The organism is Zhenhengia yiwuensis (assembly GCF_014384995.1).
Classification (GTDB): Bacteria; Bacillota; Clostridia; order Lachnospirales; family Cellulosilyticaceae; genus Zhenhengia; species Zhenhengia yiwuensis.
Genome location: NZ_JACRSY010000006.1, coordinates 136,060 through 154,074 on the forward strand (window position 1 = coordinate 136,060; position 18,015 = coordinate 154,074).

Below are 18,015 nucleotides of genomic sequence, written 5' to 3' on the forward strand. Positions count from 1 at the left end.
TTAAATAGTAGAGCTTAATAAAAGAATAAGGGGCTTAAATATGAAAAAAGTAATGGTAGTGTTTGGAACGAGACCAGAAGCAATAAAAATGTGTCCGTTAGTTAAGGAATTAAAGACACGACAAAACTTAGAAACAATAGTATGTGTAACAGGACAACATCGACAAATGTTAGATCAAGTATTACAAGCATTTGATGTAATACCAGATTATGATTTAAGTATCATGAAAGATAAGCAAACACTCTTTGATGTAACACAGAATATCTTAGATAAGATGAGGGATGTATTAGAAGAAGTGAGACCAAATGTAGTTTTAGTGCATGGAGACACATCTACTACATTTGTTACAGCACTCGCAGCATTTTATCTTCAAATTCCAGTAGGGCATGTAGAAGCAGGATTGCGTACATATGATATTTACTCACCATTCCCAGAAGAGTTTAATAGACAAGCTACAGGTATCGTGGCTCAGTATCACTTTGCACCGACAGAGGTATCTAAACAAAACTTATTAAATGAAGGTAAGAAAGCAGAGCAAATCTATGTAACAGGAAATACTGCTATTGATGCACTTAAGACAACTGTAAGAGAAGATTATACTCATCCAGTACTTGAGTGGGTAGGAGATAGTAGGCTCATCATGCTTACAGCCCATAGAAGAGAAAACTTGGGTGAGCCACTTAAACATATGTTTAGTGCTATTAAGCGTATTGTTAATGAGCATCAAGATATTAAAGTAATCTATCCAATCCATATGAACCCAGTAGTAAGAGAAACAGCTAATGCAATACTTGGAGCTCACGCTAGAATTAGAATCATAGAGCCACTTGAAGTATTAGACTTCCATAACTTTCTCAACAAATCATATCTCATCCTAACAGACAGTGGTGGAATCCAAGAAGAAGCTCCTTCATTAGGAAAACCAGTACTTGTTATGAGAGATACTACAGAAAGACCAGAAGGTGTAGCAGCTGGTACACTTAAGCTAGTAGGGACAGATGAAGAAGTGATTTATACAAATTTTAAAGAGCTTCTTGAGGATGAATCAGCTTATGAGAAGATGAGCCAAGCTTCAAATCCTTATGGAGATGGATTTGCTAGTAAGAGAATAGCGGATGTGTTAGAAATAAGCTGAAAAGTAAGTGTAAAAGAGGGTTTACGGATAGTTATATAAAAGAATAAACTCATTCAAAGAAATTCTTAGCAGGAGGATATAGAATGAAAATAATGTTTATAGGTTCAGCTAAAAATATTCATACAGTAAGATGGGTAAATGCATTAAGTGATAAAGGACATGAAGTATATTTGATTACTAATAAGAATCATTATGATGGAATTGATGGTTTAAATCCTAATATAAATGTACATAAGTTAACCTATGGCGGAACCATAGGTTATTACTTAAACACAATACAGATTAAAAGAATTTACAAGAAGATTCAACCAGATATTGTTAATGCACATTATGCGAGTGGGTATGGGGTATTGGCTAGAGTAGCAAAACTTAAACCCTTAATATTATCTGTATGGGGAAGTGATGTATATGATTTTCCTTATGAAAGTAAAATAAAAATGAAAATAATAAGAAAGAATATTAAATTTGCAGATCAAATTGCTTCTACGAGCTATTCTATGGCTAAACAAGTAGAGAATATAATGCAAAAGAAGATGTCAATACAAATTACACCATTTGGAGTAGATACAGAAGTGTTTATCAAAAATAGTGAATTAAAAAGCAAAGAATACTTTATTTTTGGTACAGTAAAAACTTTAAGTGAAAAATATGGAATAGAATATATCATAAAAGCATTTAAAATTTTTTTAGATAAGATAGAAAATGAGATAGTAAAAAAACAGCCTATATTAATTATTTATGGTAAAGGAGAATTAGAAGAGAAATTAAAAAAGCTATGTGTTGAGTTAAAAATTGAAGATAAAGTCTTTTTTAAAGGCTATATATTAAATAAAGAAGTTCCTAATGCTATTAATAATATGGATGTATTCTGTTTAGGAAGCATATTGGATAGTGAAAGTTTTGGAGTGGCTGCAGTAGAAGCAATGGCTTGTGAGGTTCCTGTAATTGCTACCGATGTAAGTGGGTTTAAGGAAGTAATACTAAATGAAAAAACAGGATATATTGTAGAAAGGAAAAATGAAAATGAAATAGCAGATAAAATGTATGAGCTATTTAAAGATAAGAAAATGAGATTAGATATGGGACAAAGAGGTAGAAAGAGAGTTCTTGAATTATATGATTGGAAAGAAAATGTAAATACTATGTTAGAAATTTATAAAAAAACTATGATGAGTAATTAGGAGTATATGATGAGAGTGATTATTGTACATATAGGAGAGATTAGCTATTGTCCTCCGGCATTAAATGTGATAAATAGCTTAGAAGATTTGAATTATGAAGTTATAGTTTGCACGACTAAAAGTAAATTTGATTTGAATAAAAAGTTCAATAAAAATACCATTATAAGAGAAATAGATATAAACTATGAGAAAAAGATAGGTCTACTGAATAAATTTATTAGAATGATAAAAATAAAAAATAAAATATGGAAGGAAATAGATAAATACTATAATAATGATGCTATTATATGGGTAGTTTCAGATATAGGAATAAAACATTTAGGTAAAAAATTATTAGAGAAAAAGTACATATTACATCTAATGGAATTATCTGAGAAGTTAACATACTATCATAAGATAAGATTTTTGAAAATGAATGAAAAGGAATATGGGAATAAGGCATTTAAGGTAGTAGTACCTGAGTATAATAGAGCACATATAGTAAAGGCTTGGTGGGGCCTAGAAAGGCTGCCAGAAATTTTAACTAATAAACCATATAATAAAATAGAAGTAAGTAAAGAGTCAAAAATAACAAAATCTGATACTGCAAAAGAAATAATATCTAAGTTAAAAGGTAGGAAGATTATCCTATATCAAGGCATTATTCATAAAGAAAGGCCTTTAGATAAATTTATTAAAGCAATAGATTTATTGGGAGATGAATATGCTTTTGTATTGATGTCTAAAGGAGAGAATATATATAAGGATATACAAAGTAACAACTTTTATTATATTCCGTTTGTAGAACCACCATATCATTTAGAAATAACTAGTCATGCATATATTGGGATATTGTCATATTTTCCTGTGGAATCTGATTATTCAATATTAAACGCCTTATTCTGTGCACCAAATAAAACTTATGAATATAGTATGTTTGGAATACCTATGGTAAGTAATGATGTGCCTGCTTTAAAATATTTATTTGAAACTAGAAAATGTGGCAAATGTATAGAAAAATTTAATGAAGATAATATTTGCCAAGCAATTTTAGAAATTGAGGCCGAATATAAAGTAATGTCTGATAATGCGCGAGGTTACTTTGAAGAAGTTGATATTAAAGATAGCATTAATAAAATACTTTTGTAAAGAGTATGAAAGGATAATAAGTAGATGAAAAGGTTAAGTATAAGTATTATACCTTTTGTGCTTGCGATAGGACCTATATTAGATCCATATATATTAAGTAGTTTTGGAAGTACAGAAATAAGATTAATGGATATATTCGTTATATGTTGTGCAGGATTAATTTTATTAAAAGAAAGAAAAGTAAAAGTTAACTTTGCACTGCTTTATATGACAATAGGTATATTTATAATTAATTTAATGTCTTTCCTTATGTATAGCCCAAATAGAGATTTTTTAGTAACTCTTAAAGTTATTGCAGTATGGATAGTATATATTTTATTATTGAGTATTTTGTGGCAAACATACGACAAACAAAAGTTTATAAATTATACTATGAAAATTGCTATTATAGCATCCGTTTTTTTAATAGTACAGTTTATATGTTTAAATCTAGGATTTGGTCAAATATGGAATGGGAGAATACCTTTCCTAGAATTAAGTAAGTATGATAACTGGTCAAAAATGATAGATGTTACGGGTGTTATTAGAGTACATTCATTTTTCCAAGAACCTTCATATGTAGCAATTTATTTACTTCCCGTAATTGCGTATTGTTTTAAAAGAGGAAAGTATTTTTATAGTTGTATTATGATATTAGCAGTTCTATTATCTACCTCATCGGTAGGGGTAATGGGACTAATGCTTGTTATAGCATATTATATAGTAACTTTGCCAAAACAGCACATACCAGTAAGAAGAAAAAAGAGTTTTATGATGTACATAATTTTTTCTATATTACTTTTAATAATAATATATTTTTACTCAGAGGATATAAGAGAAATTATTAATTATTCAATAGAGAAAGTATCATTAATATTTAAAGATCTAAAAGATGAAAGAATGGGTAGTGCAAAAATTAGAATATTGGGAAATATAAATCACTTTTACAAATATCCTTTATGGTATAAATTTTTTGGTGTAGGAATTAACCAATATCCTAGTTATTTAGGAGGGGTAATACCATATAGTAGTACTGTAGTTACGTTTATACTTAATTATGGGATTATAGGGCTAATAGTGTTAGTGTCTTATTTTTTTATAAATCTCAAAAAATTATCAGGTTATAATAAGATATTTTGCTTGATATTTGTTATGTACTGTAGTGTAGATTTATTTTGGTTCCATTGGTATTTCTTCTATACACTTACTTGGATGAATAGTTTTGAACATAAAAAAGAAAAAAATAATATAGAAGAAATTAAATTAACTTAATTTTTATATGAAGTATAAAAATAATAAGGAGAAAATATGGCGACAGTATCTATTATAGTACCGGTATATAATACAGAAAAATACATAGAGAATTGTATAAAGAGTTTAACTGAACAAACCTTTTATGATATAGAAATAATATTAATTAATGATGGATCAACAGATAAAAGTGGTTTAATTTGTGAAAAAATGGCTACTAGAGATAGCAGAATTAAAGTTATACACATTGATAATCAAGGGGTTTCGCGTGCAAGGAATATAGGTATAGCTTATTCTAAAGGAAAGTATATACATTTTGTAGATTCAGATGATACGGTAGAAAAAAATATAATTGAGAAATTAGTAAGTAAATTAGAAGAGGATGGAGCTGACTTAGCTTTATGTGGGTATAGGAGACTTTATATTGAAAATAATAAAGTGAAACAAGTTAAGAAATATGATACTAGGCAATTTGAGGGAGAAATAAAAAATATCGGACAAGATTTAGAATATATACTACAAAATGGTTTAATACAAGGGCCATGTTGGAAAATATTCAAAAGAGAAATAATAAAAAAATTTAATATAATATTTCCAGAGGAATATTCATTTGGTGAAGATACAATCTTTGTATATTCGTATCTAATGCATTGTAAAAAAATTTCTATAATAAAAGGGTGTTTATATAATTATATTGACCACAAGACAAATTCATTAAGTTCTGTCCTTAAAAAGGATAAAATCATTATATATTTAGAAATCTATAATTTATTAAAAGAACTCCTTTTAAAATATGATATTTATAATTTGGAATTCATTGTATCAAATATATTATGTGAGTCTATAGTATCAAGTTTAGGTGAGTTTTATAATCCTTATAGTTTAGCAGAAAAAAAAGATAGATATGAGCAAATTGAAAAAATAAAGAATAATAAATTATTATATAATGTAATTTTGGGATATACAGGAAAACACAAACAAATATACTTGATAAAAATATTACTTAAAACAAATAATATTTTTATTCTAGATTTATTTTTTAAGAAAAAGAAGCAAATTTTAACATATATAAGAAGTAATGTCCTGGTTAAGCATTTTGTAACACTGCCATTTAATTCAGAGTAAATTATAACGTCTCTGTTTTGTAGTTGATAAAAGAATGAGAGAGAATCTGATAAGCATCTTTAGATAGCGCATAACTTAGCTTATCATCCGTTTTAAAGTGATATTTCTTCATTAATTTTTCCTATAAGATATTGTAATAACATTTCATTGGTGTCTTATCATAGAGACAATTGACTCAGCTCATATTTTGCGTAATACCATATTCTCTGTGAAACAAAATAGACTGTAATGAAGTAAACGGCGTGTCCTAATTGAAATGCACAATTAAGTTTCTAGACGCTGTTTTTGAGCAGATACTTGCCTTTTGTAAAGTTTCTATTGCAAGGTCATTTGTTATTGATTTACGGGTATAAATTGTAACAACACTACGATCATATAGGCCAATAATTGTAAAGTTATAACCAATAGCACCATTAGTAAGGGATATATAAGTAAAGTTTGTGCGCCAAATCATATTAGGACAATCAATAGTAAAAGCTTGGTTTAATAGATTTAGAAATAACTTGTGGACATATCCCTTTTTATATCCAAGACGTTTACGACGGTAAATACTTAAAAGTCTAAGTTCTTTATTTATATATTTATGAACAGTGTTTTTACTCAAGTGAATCCCCTTACCAGTAAGAAAAATACGTACTCCTATGAACTAAGATTTCACCAACTTTGTGATAGATAGCATTGATTTCATTGTGGTTGAGTATATCTTTAAAAGATTTTTTATGTTCCTTATATTGTTATGGATGATTTTTTTAAGAAATAATATCTATATCTATTCAAAAACGTTTCAATACAAACTTTGTTATTATAAAGGATAGTGAGAACATTACTTTAGCTATTGTGGAAGAATTACTTATAATTCCTGCTGAGAAAGCTTGGCTTAGATTTATTAAAAAAATCTTTGTGATGTATATCCTAACATTTGTAGCAGAATGAAATTTAATTGTACTAGAAGACATTTAAAAGATGTTATTATTTTAATCCGTGAAAAAATAAAGTCTTTATTTTGCTCTTATAATGGATAATCTTTATTTTAGATAGCATGCCTATATCCGTATAACATTTTGGAAAAGGTGTATTTCATAAGCATTTTAAGGAATTAGCTGACTATATTGACTGGTTTAATGATGATTATAGGATCTATTTATCATTAGGCTATTTAACTTAAACAATTGTCTACCTAAGTGTTGACAGTCCAGATTAAGCTTTAAAGATAATGTTGAGGGTTATAGTAGGTAATGAAGTTTATAAAAAGCTAATATATAAAAAATTAAAAGAAAGAGGGTGAATATAAAATGCCTAAAGTAAGTATTATTGTTCCAATATATAATGTGCAGCAATATTTAGCTAAATGTATAGATAGTCTATTAGAACAGACATTACAAGAAATAGAGATTATTTTGGTAGATGATGGAGCTACAGATAAGAGCCCTGAAATATGTGATACATATGATTTAAAAGATCATAGGATAAAAGTTATTCATAAGACAAATGGTGGACTTAGTGATGCTAGGAATATGGGAATAGAAGTGGCACAGGGAGAATACATAGCTTTTCTAGACAGTGATGATTGGGTAGAGCCTAATTTTTATGAGTATTTATATAGTCTAGCAAAAAAAGAAGATGCAGATATTGCTCAATGTGACTATATAGAGGTTTATGCTGAAGATATACAAATAGATTTTAGGCAACACATAAAAGAAACTATACATACGGGTGCAGAGGCATTAGGGCTTTTATTTGGAAAAGAGTATGTAAAAACAGTGGTTGTATGGAATAAACTATATCGTAGAAATTTATTTGATGAAATTAGGTTTCCTAAGGGGAAAGTGCATGAGGATGAATTTACCACATACAAAATAATACATAAAGCCAATAAGTTAGTAAATAGTAATCTACCTATGGTATATTATCGCCAGAGAGAAGGAAGTATTATGGCAGAAGGCTTTAATGAAAGACGATTACATGTGCTGGAAGCTTGGAAAGAAAAATATGAATATCTAAAACAAGAGGGATTAGAAGAGTTAGCACTAAGAACCGAGGCTAATCTATGCAGTACTTTGAAAGGATTTTATGTACAGACCCAAAAAAGTAGTTTAATTAATAAGAATAAAATTCTAGAAGATTTAAGAAGTGAAATGAAAAGAAAGTATATAAAATTTATTAAAAATCCTTATATCACAGATAGAGGGAAAATAACATTAACTATATGTCTGCTAAATGGATATGTCTTTTGTAAGTTATATACTGCATATACAAATAGTGAACGGTTTTAAGGTATAGGAAAGAGTAAGCAAGAGAATAAAGTGATATTAGAATAAAAATTGGACACAGAAAATGGAGATTTCGGCTATAATAGAAATAATTATAGCCAATGAGGTATCCTAGAACAATGGATAAGAGATATGACAAAGAATTTAAACTGCATGCTGTAAATCAGTAACAGAATTAAACAGACCTGCAACACAAGTTGTAAGAGAACTAGATATTGTCTATCAAACATTATGCAAGTGGGTACAAAAATACAAAGAAAATCAAGCACAACCTTTTGTAGGGAGTAGTAATCTTAGAAGTGATGAGTAGACTGTACGTGACATGGAGAAAAGACTCCGTGACATTGAGAGGAGAATGCCATCTTAAAAAAGGCTAGGGTATCTTTGAAAAAGACTTGAAGTAGTTTACAGTTTTATCAAACAACACCAACACGAATTTCGTGTTGCAAAGATGTGCCAAGTATTAGGTGTTTCTAAAAGCAGTTATTACGAATGGCTTAAGTGGCTGGTATTTAACAAAAAGAAGACTAAATTTTAAGGTAGATATACCTGGCAAGACTTGGGGCACTGATATTACCTCTATATATGAGGTTGTATATTTAAAAAGCCAGAATGAAGATAAGTTATAATAATAATTGAGCAAAGAATGAGGAATTAAATGTATACAAAAAGATTATTAATTAATATTACGTCAAGCATTGTCTCTTTCTTAGTAAGTATGGGAATTAATTTTGTGTTAACTCCCTATATTGTCGAAACAGTAGGAAAAGAGGCCTATGGATTTGTAGGATTGGCAAATAATTTTGTAAGTTATGCCCAACTCATTACATTAGCCTTAAATGCATTAGCTATAAGGTTTATTACTATAAAAATTCATGAAGAAGATATGGAAGGTGCAAACCAATATTTTACTTCAGTAGTATTAGCGAACATTTTTATTTCGACAGTGTTAATTATACCAGCAACTATGATTATTATATGGATTAATCAGTTAATTAAAGTACCTATAGACATTTTAAAAGATGTGCAGATGTTATGGGCGTTGGTTTTCCTGAATTTTTTGATAAATACTGTTACATCTACTTTTAGTATAGCTACATTTGCAACAAATAGATTAGATTTATCTTCATTAAGATCTATAGAATCTAATTTTTTAAGAGTAGGTATTTTATTAGGATTATTTATCATCTTTGAACCTCATATATGGTACTTGGGAATAGCTTCATTAATATGTACTTTATTTATTTTTGTAACAGATATGCATTATAAGAAGAAACTTCTTTCAGGGTTAAAGGTTAAAGTAAAATATTTTGATTTTAAGATAGTAAGGGAATTGGTCAAGTCTGGAATATGGAGTGTTATAACTAAACTGGGCCAGATACTTTCAGATGGCTTAGATTTATTGATTACTAATATTTTTATAGACCCGACCGCAATGGGGGTATTAGCAATTGCCAAAACAGTACCTACAGCAGTTATGGGCTTAATTATGACAGTATCTAATGTTTTTTCGCCTCAGCTTACCATACATTACGCTCAAGATAACACTAAGGCTTTAGTTGAAGAGTTAAAAAGAGCCATGAAAATATCAGGATTTTTTACCAATATAGCATTAGGAACATTAATTGGACTGGGGATGACTTTCTATACCTTATGGGTGCCGGGTGAGAATATAGGATTAATACAGATATTATCAATTATTACGCTTTGTGCACACTTAGTGGGTGGAGTAATCAATAGCTTATTTGGAATTTTTAATATAACAAATAAGCTGAAAGTGAACTCATATGTTATTTTAGGTATGGGAATTTTGAATACAACAATTGTATTTATATTATTAGAAACAACGTCATTAGGTATACTTGCAGTAGCAGGGGTAAGTGCTATAACTAGCATTATTAAGAATTTAACCTTTACACCTATCTATGTTGCAAAATGTTTAAGTATCCCTAAAGATTCTTTTTATCCTTTAATCACAAGATATATAGCTGCAAGCTTAATGATTATAGGTGTAGCTTATGGAATAGGGAGTACCATAAGTCAGTATTCATGGATAAGTCTAATTATAGGAGGCATATTCTGCGGTTTAGCAGGAATAGTTGTTAATTACTTTCTATTATTTAATAAGGATGAAAGAAGCCAAGGGATTAAAAAAGTCAAAGAAATAATAAGAAAACAACATGTATAGGAGTTTATATGAAGGTTTTATTTTTATGTTGTACGCCATATCATTTATTTAATGCAATTAATCTTGCAAAACAGTTTCACAAAAAAGACGAAGTAGATTTATTTATATTTGAGCATTTTGATAATGCAAAGCTATATGCAAATAAAATTAAAGCAAGTGGTATTTTTAACCAGATTAAGTGTATCAAAGATAGACCAGAGCAACGAATTAGAATATTAAGATATTCATTCAGCAAATCTATTTTGTTTGATACCCTAAAATATTATGATCAAGTAGAAGTTAAGGAGTATGACCATATATATACTTCTCATAAGTGGGAGTTTTTTAAGATTTATTTACATAAGGTGTATAAGAAAAACAAAAAAGTTCGAGTGAGTTATGTAGAGGATGGAGTAGAAACTTATGTGACCCAATTAGATTTTCAGTTATCTAAAATAGATAAAATTAGGAAGATTGATAAGTTGATTTATAATAGGCTTCAAGATATATATATGTATCAACCCACTACAATGATTTATAAAGAAAAAAAAGAATTATTAACGGTTTTACCTACTCCGACTGAAGAAGTGATAGTATGTTTAGAAGATATTTTTGGCGATGTAGAAAAAGAGGTTAAAAAGTATTTAAATAAAAGCATTATTTATTTTGATCAACCTATAGAAGAATTAGATATAGGGTTATCTCGTAAAAATACTTTGGAATTATTATTAAAGCATTTATCACAAGAGGAATTTGGAGTAAAAGTTCATCCAAGAAAAAATAACTTTAATTATAAAGACTACAATATTGATACAATTGAAGCTAGTATGTTACCTTGGGAAGTTACATGTAATGGATTGAAAAATACAGTATTAATGACGTTATGTTCAGGTGCAGTTATTACACCAATATTTTTATATAAAAATAATAATATTGTTATCTTGCTATATAGGCTCTTGCTAAATAATACTATTGAACATCCATTAGTGAATAAAATGGATCAATTTTTTAGTAGAGTAGAAAAAGAATATCCCAATCAAGTATTTATTCCTAATGATGAAGAGGAACTTAAAAATATATTAGAACAAGTAAAAAGATAGGAAAATTAAAAAACTTATAGGATATAGTAAAAGTGGTATAAGGTTGCAGATGATTACTGATACTATTACCTATCTATTATTATGTCTCACTTGGTGCTTATACCCTAGGGCAAAAGCCTAGCCATTCTTAAAAGAAAGATTGAGTATTTAACCTTAAAACAGGTTTATATGGATGAGGACTAGGCCAAATACTATTTAATAGTAGCTCAGTCCTGTAAAAATCAATATAGATCTATCTAAAATTATTGGGTTTTAATGGGGATGCTATTACAAAACTGCAACACATCTTAATGTAATAAGATCGATAGAAATCTCAGCTATAAATTAAACACTAATGAAAGGAGAATTGTCTTGAGAAAAATTATATTTATTGGGGCAGGAGGCTATGCAAAATCGGCAATAGATGCTCTAAGTTTATATAATCATCATATAGAGGGATTTATTGATGATTTTAAAGAAGGAGAGCATTTAGGCTATAAGATCTTAGGGAATTGTATAGAAGATATATTTGAACCCCACAAGTATGAATATTTTATCTCTATAGGGGATAACAAAAAGAGAAAAAGTTGGCATGATATCTTAAAGAACAAGGGCTTAGAATTAATTAACATTATTGATCGCACAGCTATTGTTTCTAATAATGTTGAAGTAGGTACAGGTTGCTTTATAGGTAAGATGGCGATAGTTAATAGCGATGTCAAGATTGGTGATAATTGTGTTATTAATACAAAGGCATTAGTAGAACATGGATGTAGAATTGGTAATCATGTGAATATCTCTACTAACTCTGTACTAAATGGAGATGTACGAGTAAAAGATGGTGCTTTCGTAGGAAGTTGTTCAGTAGTTAATGGGCAATTACTAATAGGAGAACGTGCAATGGTTGGATCAGGTGCAGTCGTTATAAGAGATGTGGAAGATGATTCTACAGTAGTAGGAGTACCAGCAAGAAGGATAGAAGAAAGAAGGTATAAAAATGTCTAGAGTATACATAGTAGCAGAAATTGGATGTAATCATAATGGAGATGTTGAGTTAGCAAAGAAAATGGTAAATGAAGCAAAAGCATGTGGTGTAGATGCTGTTAAGTTTCAGACCTTTAACTCAAGAGAGCTTATTTCAAAATATGCTCCAAAAGCAGATTATCAGAAAGTGACTACAGGTAATGATGAATCTCAGTTAGAGATGACAAGAAAGTTAGAATTATCTCATGAAGATTATTTAATGTTACGTGACTATGCTTTAAGTTTAGGTTTAGATACTTTCTCAACACCATTTGATATGGAGTCTATGAAATTTTTACAAGAAAATGGACAATCTGTATGGAAGATTCCATCAGGAGAGATTACAAATGTTCCTTATTTAGAAAGAATTAGAGATATTCAATGCGAGAATAAGGAAATTATTCTATCAACAGGTATGTCTACAATTGAAGAAATAGAATTTGCTGTAGATATCTTAAAGGATAGCTTTAATACAAAACTTACAATTCTCCATTGTAATACAGAGTATCCAACAACTGATGAAGATGTAAACTTAAGAGCTATTTTAGAATTAAAAGACAAATTCCCACAATACCATATTGGATTATCAGATCACTCGGTAGGAACAATTGCTGCAATTGCTGCTGTAGCTTATGAAATCACATTTATAGAGAAACACTTTACATTAGATAAGAATTTCTATGGACCAGATCATAAGGCTTCTGCTACACCTGATGAATTACGTGAACTATGTGAAAGCGTAAGAAGGGCGGAGATCATGTTAGGAAGTAAAGAAAAGCATGTAACATCTTCAGAAGCTAAAAATAAAAGTATTGCAAGAAAATCAATTGTTGCTAAGAGAGCGATTCAAAAAGGTGAAGTATTAGATGAAAGAAATATCACATGTAAGCGTCCAGGAAATGGGATTAGTCCAATTCATTGGTATGAAGTACTAGGGCAAGTAGCAGAGCGAGACTTTGAAGAGGATGAACTTATTACACTAAGCAGTATTGCATGGGAAGAATAATACTTTAGATAAATAGGGGAGGGGTAAGCTCATGTATAAAGATAAGAAGATACTAGCCATTATTCCAGCTAGAGGTGGAAGCAAGGGAATTAAGAATAAGAATATAGTAGATTTATGTAATCGCCCACTAATTAGTTATTCTATCATTGCTGCTTTAGAATCAAAGTATATTGATAAAGTAGTTGTATCTACAGATAGTGAAGAGATAGCAGAAGTTGCTAGAAACTATGATGCAGAGGTACCATTTCTTAGACCGAAGGAATTTGCAAGTGATACTGCTAAGACGATAGATGCAGTAATGCATTGTATCGAGACATTAGAAGAAATGGGACAAACTTATGATTATTTGGTCTTATTACAACCCACACAACCACTTAGACAAGCTTATCATATTGATGAGGCAATAGAACTACTAATGGATAAGGATGAGGTGAGTCTTATAAGTGTAAGAAGAGTTATTGATCATCCTATTTTAATCAGAACAATAGATGAGGTAGGCAATGGGGTTAATTTAATGAATCAATCAAGTACTCAGAGAAGACAAGATTTTAAACAGTATTATAAAGTAAATGGAAGTATTTACATTAATAAGATTGACCAATTAACTTATGAGACAAGCTTAAATGATAACAAGGTGTGTTACATTATGGAAGATCAATATGATATAGATATTGATGAGCACTTTGATTTAAGCATTGCAGAATTAAAGCTAACAAACTTAAAAAGTAATAATAAATATTGAGGAGTAGTTATGAGGAAGATATGTGTAATAACAGGAACTAGAGCAAACTATGGCAGATTAAAGACAGTTATGAATGCAATTATCAACCATCCAGAATTAGAATTAAAGTTAATTGTAACAGGTATGCACTTAATTCCTGAGTTTGGTTATACAGTAACAGAAATTGAGAAGGATGGCTATACAATAGATGCCAGAGTTGATATGCATTTGTCCAATGATACGGGAGCTGGTATGTGTAAATCTTTAGGTCTTGGATTAATCGGAATGACACAGGCTATAGAAAGTATTCAGCCAGATATGATTTTAATCCTTGGAGATAGAGATGAAGATTTAGCAGGAGCCATTATTGGGGCTCATATGAATATACCTGTTGCACATATTCATGGGGGGGAAGTAACGGGTACAATCGATGAATCTATTAGACATGCAACGACTAAGTTTTCTCATATTCACTTTGCAGCAACAGAAGGAAGTAAAGAAAGATTATTAAAGCTAGGAGAGATTGAGGACTATGTATTTAATGTAGGCTCTCCAGGATTGGATGCAATCTTAAATAGAGAATACAGTACTCGAAGTGAGTTATTTAATAAGTTTAACTTAGATACTTCAAAGAAGTTGATTATAGTTGCTCAACATCCTGTAACTACTCAGAAAGAGCAAGCTGAAGATCAGATGCAACAAACAATGGAAGCGATCAAAGAGTTAGGGGAACAAACACTATTGATTTATCCGAATGCAGATGCAGGTGGAAGAGAGATGATTAGTGTTATTCAACAATATGAAAATCTTGATTTCTTAACAACCTATAGAAATATTAACTTTGAAGATTACCTTAACTTATTAAAATATGCAGATGTGATGGTTGGAAACTCAAGTAGTGGTATTATGGAAGCACCTTCATACTACTTACCTGTTATTAATTTAGGAACAAGACAAGATGGAAGGGAGCAATCTAATAACATTTTAAATGTTAATCATGATAAAAATTTAATCAAACAAGCAATAGAAACATGTCTCTATGATGAAACGTTTATTCAGCAAGTTAATGAATGTGTTAATCCATATGGTGATGGAAAAACAGGTAAGAGAATAGCCAATATACTAGCGGATATAGAGATTAACAATAAATTGATACAAAAGAAAATAGTATACTAGATGAATAGTAGGTATCGTTATATGGTGCTACCTATATTTTATTATAAAGGATAATTTAAGATAGGAGAGAATAATAATGAGTAAGCAACATCCAATATGCATTATTCCTGCAAGAGCAGGATCAAAAGGATTAAAAAATAAAAATATGTTGTTCTTAGCAGGTAAACCACTGATCTTACATACAATAGATGCCGCCATTGAGTCAGGGGTATTTAGAACAGAAGATATTTATGTATCAACAGATTCTATAGAATATAAAGAAGTGATAGAAGAGTTAAGATCTATTAAAGTTTTACTAAGAAAAGAAGAATTAGCTTCAGATACAGCAACAACTTTTGAAGTATTAGAAGACTTTCTGAAAGAATTTCCAGATGAAACAGAATTCATGCTATGCCAGCCTACTTCACCATTAAGAAGTCATGAAACAATAAAAGATGCCTATCATATATTTAATGAGAGAAAATGTGATCATCTAGTAAGTTTCTCTGAATCAGATAAGTCTTTGAGGTTATTTTCAACAATAGATGAAAATGGATGTGCTAAAGATGTAGTTGGTATTGATAAAGGCTATAGAAGACAAAAACAAGAAAAACATTACTATCCAAATGGTGCATTGTACATTACAACAAAGAAAAAATACTTAGAAGATAAGAGCTTTTTTACAGAGAATACATTTGCTTATGTCATGAGTAAGCAGGAGTCTGTAGATGTAGATGACAAGTATGATTTTATCAATGTAATAGGTACAAAGTATTTTAATTATCAGACAAGAGAACAATCTAATAAAGCATTTTATACAGGAAAGTATAAGGATTTTAGTAAACAGGTTTTATCAAAAAAACTTATATTGGGTGATTCTAGAATGGAACAAATCCAAATAGATGGGTTTAGCAATATTTCAGTAGGAGGTATCACTTTACATACTGTTTGTGAGAATATAGATGAGATATTAAAAAAAGGTGTTTATGAGGCTTTTATTGCACTAGGAGTAAATGATCTAATAACAGGATATGGTATAGAGTCTACTAAGCAGAAGTTTGAAGAGTTAGTGGATAAACTGTTGTTGAAAGAAATTAAGGTATCTATTTCAACAATTATTTATAGTGTATTTAGATATGAAGTGCAAAATGAGGATATAGTAATTCTAAATAACTTTATAAGGGAATTAGCTGAAAGAAAAGGCGTCAAATTAATTGATCCTATTAAAATAGTATGCAGGGGAAAACAGTTAGAGTTTAAGTATACATTTGATGGTTTACATATGAATGAGAAGGGTAATGAGTTGTTGAGTGAGTTTTATAGTGAGAACTTAGGTGTATAGCAAAGAAAAAGATAAGGATTAGAATCAAAATTAAACTTCAAAGATATGACCTAGATAGAGAGAAAGCAGGGAGAAGTAGGAATATGAAAGAACCAATATTAGTCATCATGGCAGCAGGAATGGGGAGCCGTTATGGTGGACTTAAACAAATAGATCCAATCACAATAGAGGGAGAGATCATCATTGACTTCTCCATCTATGATGCCATTAAAGCAGGATTTAAGAAGGCTGTACTCATTATCAAGGGTGAGCATGAGCAAGACTTTAGAGATGTGATAGGGAATAGATTATCAGACTTTATTGAAGTAGAATATGTACATCAAGAACTACATATTCTACCAAAAGGATACGCTGTACCAGAAGGACGTACGAAGCCTTGGGGGACTACTCATGCCATTTGGTGTTGTAAGAATGTAGTAGATGCACCGTTTGTAGTTCTTAATGCAGATGATTATTATGGTCCAGAGGCTTTTGTACATATGTACAAGCATTTATGTGAAGTACAGGAAAGTAATCAGTCAGAGTATGCTATGGTAGGGTATATATTAAATAATACCCTTACGGATAATGGACATGTAACACGTGGTGTATGTCAGATTGAAGAGGGGTACCTTGCGGAGATTGTAGAACGTAAGCAAATTGAAAGACAAGATGGCGTGGTAAGATATCTTGATGGTGAAGAGTGGAGAGATGTTGCAGCAGATAGCCTTGTATCCATGAACATGTGGGCACTGACACCAGAGGTATTTACACAGTTAGAAGAAGATATTGTGGATTTCTTAGAGCATGAAGTGCCACTTGATGTGGAAAAGTCTGAGTGTCTCATTCCTACAACGATTGGAGAGTTGATAGAAAAAGGTGAAGCTAAAGTAAAAATGTATGCTTCCCATGATACATGGCAGGGTGTGACATATAAGGAAGATAAGCCGGGAGTCATGGCAGCATTAGCACAGTTAAAAGAAGAGGGGCTATATCCTCAGAGATTATGGAGATAGCCGTAAGCGATTAATTAGAAGGTGTCCAAAAATAAAAATCGTACAATTAGAGTTGGAGCATTTTACTCTAGTTGTACGATTTATTATTTACAGTTATTTTGAATCTCTGGTGCCCAAGGCATTAGATCCTCTAGCTCTTGAGGATGATTTTTGTAATCAACATCTGGCATGTATTGTAATAAATACTGGAGATATTTATAAACATTAAGTCCATTGGCTTTAGCCGTTTCTACAAGACTGTATATTGTTGCACTTGCAGTAGCACCTTTAGTGCTAGCAGCAAATTCCCAGTTCTTTCTGCCCACTGTAAATGGCCTGATACTATTCTCGGCCAAATTATTCGAAATAGAACATCTACCATCTAATAAATAGGTCTCCATATATTTCTTTTGATTTTTAGCATAAGTTACAGCTTTTCCAAGCCTTGATCCATTTAAAGGTTGGAGTGAATGAATCCA

16 protein-coding genes are annotated in these 18,015 nt (G+C 30.4%); 14 read left to right on the top strand and 2 right to left on the bottom strand.

Going from position 1 to position 18,015, the window contains the following annotated elements; genetic code table 11:
* Positions 1–40 precede the first annotated feature (40 nt).
* The 5 genes from wecB to H8718_RS05350 all read left to right on the top strand — a co-directional run bounded on the left by wecB (position 41) and on the right by H8718_RS05350 (position 5,799).
* Positions 41–1,135 (top strand): non-hydrolyzing UDP-N-acetylglucosamine 2-epimerase, encoded by a 1,095-nt coding sequence (wecB, locus tag H8718_RS05330; RefSeq protein WP_249332119.1) that lies wholly within the window; start codon positions 41–43, stop codon positions 1,133–1,135.
* Between the two features lie 83 nt (positions 1,136–1,218).
* Positions 1,219–2,316, top strand: a complete 1,098-nt coding sequence (locus tag H8718_RS05335; RefSeq protein WP_249332120.1) for a glycosyltransferase — start codon at positions 1,219–1,221, stop codon at positions 2,314–2,316.
* A gap of 9 nt (positions 2,317–2,325) precedes the next feature.
* Entirely contained in the window at positions 2,326–3,444 is a 1,119-nt protein-coding gene (locus H8718_RS05340; protein ID WP_249332121.1) for a glycosyltransferase family protein, read from the top strand.
* Between the two features lie 24 nt (positions 3,445–3,468).
* Positions 3,469–4,695 (top strand): hypothetical protein, encoded by a 1,227-nt coding sequence (locus H8718_RS05345; RefSeq protein ID WP_249332122.1) that lies wholly within the window; start codon positions 3,469–3,471, stop codon positions 4,693–4,695.
* A 36-nt stretch (positions 4,696–4,731) separates the two neighbouring features.
* Positions 4,732–5,799 carry a glycosyltransferase family 2 protein gene (locus H8718_RS05350; RefSeq protein WP_249332123.1) on the top strand — a complete coding sequence of 356 codons (1,068 nt, stop codon included), beginning with the start codon at positions 4,732–4,734 and terminating at the stop codon, positions 5,797–5,799.
* A 247-nt stretch (positions 5,800–6,046) separates the two neighbouring features.
* Here the strand turns inward: H8718_RS05350 and H8718_RS05355 are convergent, their stop codons facing one another.
* The gene (locus tag H8718_RS05355) at positions 6,047–6,403 is read right to left on the bottom strand and encodes a hypothetical protein (RefSeq protein ID WP_249332124.1); all 357 of its coding nucleotides are present in this window, start codon (positions 6,401–6,403) and stop codon (positions 6,047–6,049) included.
* Positions 6,404–7,091: 688 nt separating this feature from the next.
* Between H8718_RS05355 and H8718_RS05360 the strand changes: the two genes are divergently transcribed.
* The 9 genes from H8718_RS05360 (at position 7,092) to H8718_RS05400 (ending at position 17,557) form a co-directional block, all read left to right on the top strand.
* Positions 7,092–8,072 carry a glycosyltransferase family 2 protein gene (locus tag H8718_RS05360; RefSeq protein ID WP_249332125.1) on the top strand — a complete coding sequence of 327 codons (981 nt, stop codon included), beginning with the start codon at positions 7,092–7,094 and terminating at the stop codon, positions 8,070–8,072.
* A gap of 655 nt (positions 8,073–8,727) precedes the next feature.
* On the top strand, positions 8,728–10,257 hold the full coding sequence (locus H8718_RS05365) for a lipopolysaccharide biosynthesis protein (protein ID WP_249332126.1): 1,530 nt from the start codon (positions 8,728–8,730) through the stop codon (positions 10,255–10,257).
* Positions 10,258–10,265: 8 nt separating this feature from the next.
* A complete protein-coding gene (locus tag H8718_RS05370) occupies positions 10,266–11,336 on the top strand; it encodes an alpha-2,8-polysialyltransferase family protein (RefSeq protein ID WP_249332127.1) in 1,071 nt (356 codons plus the stop codon).
* 351 nt (positions 11,337–11,687) lie between these two features.
* Positions 11,688–12,320 carry an acetyltransferase gene (locus H8718_RS05375; RefSeq protein WP_249332128.1) on the top strand — a complete coding sequence of 211 codons (633 nt, stop codon included), beginning with the start codon at positions 11,688–11,690 and terminating at the stop codon, positions 12,318–12,320.
* Positions 12,313–13,344, top strand: coding sequence for an N-acetylneuraminate synthase (gene neuB, locus H8718_RS05380; RefSeq protein WP_249332129.1), 1,032 nt, complete (start codon positions 12,313–12,315; stop codon positions 13,342–13,344). The genes H8718_RS05375 and neuB overlap by 8 nt, the downstream gene beginning before the upstream one ends.
* 31 nt (positions 13,345–13,375) lie before the next feature.
* A complete protein-coding gene (locus H8718_RS05385; protein ID WP_249332130.1) occupies positions 13,376–14,086 on the top strand; it encodes an acylneuraminate cytidylyltransferase family protein in 711 nt (236 codons plus the stop codon).
* A gap of 9 nt (positions 14,087–14,095) precedes the next feature.
* A complete protein-coding gene (neuC, locus tag H8718_RS05390; protein ID WP_249332131.1) occupies positions 14,096–15,241 on the top strand; it encodes a UDP-N-acetylglucosamine 2-epimerase in 1,146 nt (381 codons plus the stop codon).
* Between the two features lie 76 nt (positions 15,242–15,317).
* Entirely contained in the window at positions 15,318–16,562 is a 1,245-nt protein-coding gene (locus H8718_RS05395; RefSeq protein ID WP_249332132.1) for a cytidylyltransferase domain-containing protein, read from the top strand.
* 83 nt (positions 16,563–16,645) lie between these two features.
* Entirely contained in the window at positions 16,646–17,557 is a 912-nt protein-coding gene (locus tag H8718_RS05400) for a nucleotidyltransferase family protein (RefSeq protein WP_249332133.1), read from the top strand.
* A gap of 83 nt (positions 17,558–17,640) precedes the next feature.
* On the opposite strand, the gene H8718_RS05405 is transcribed toward H8718_RS05400, so the two are convergent.
* Positions 17,641–18,015: IS66 family transposase (locus tag H8718_RS05405; protein ID WP_249332134.1), on the bottom strand; the 375-nt coding region annotated here is incomplete at its 5' end.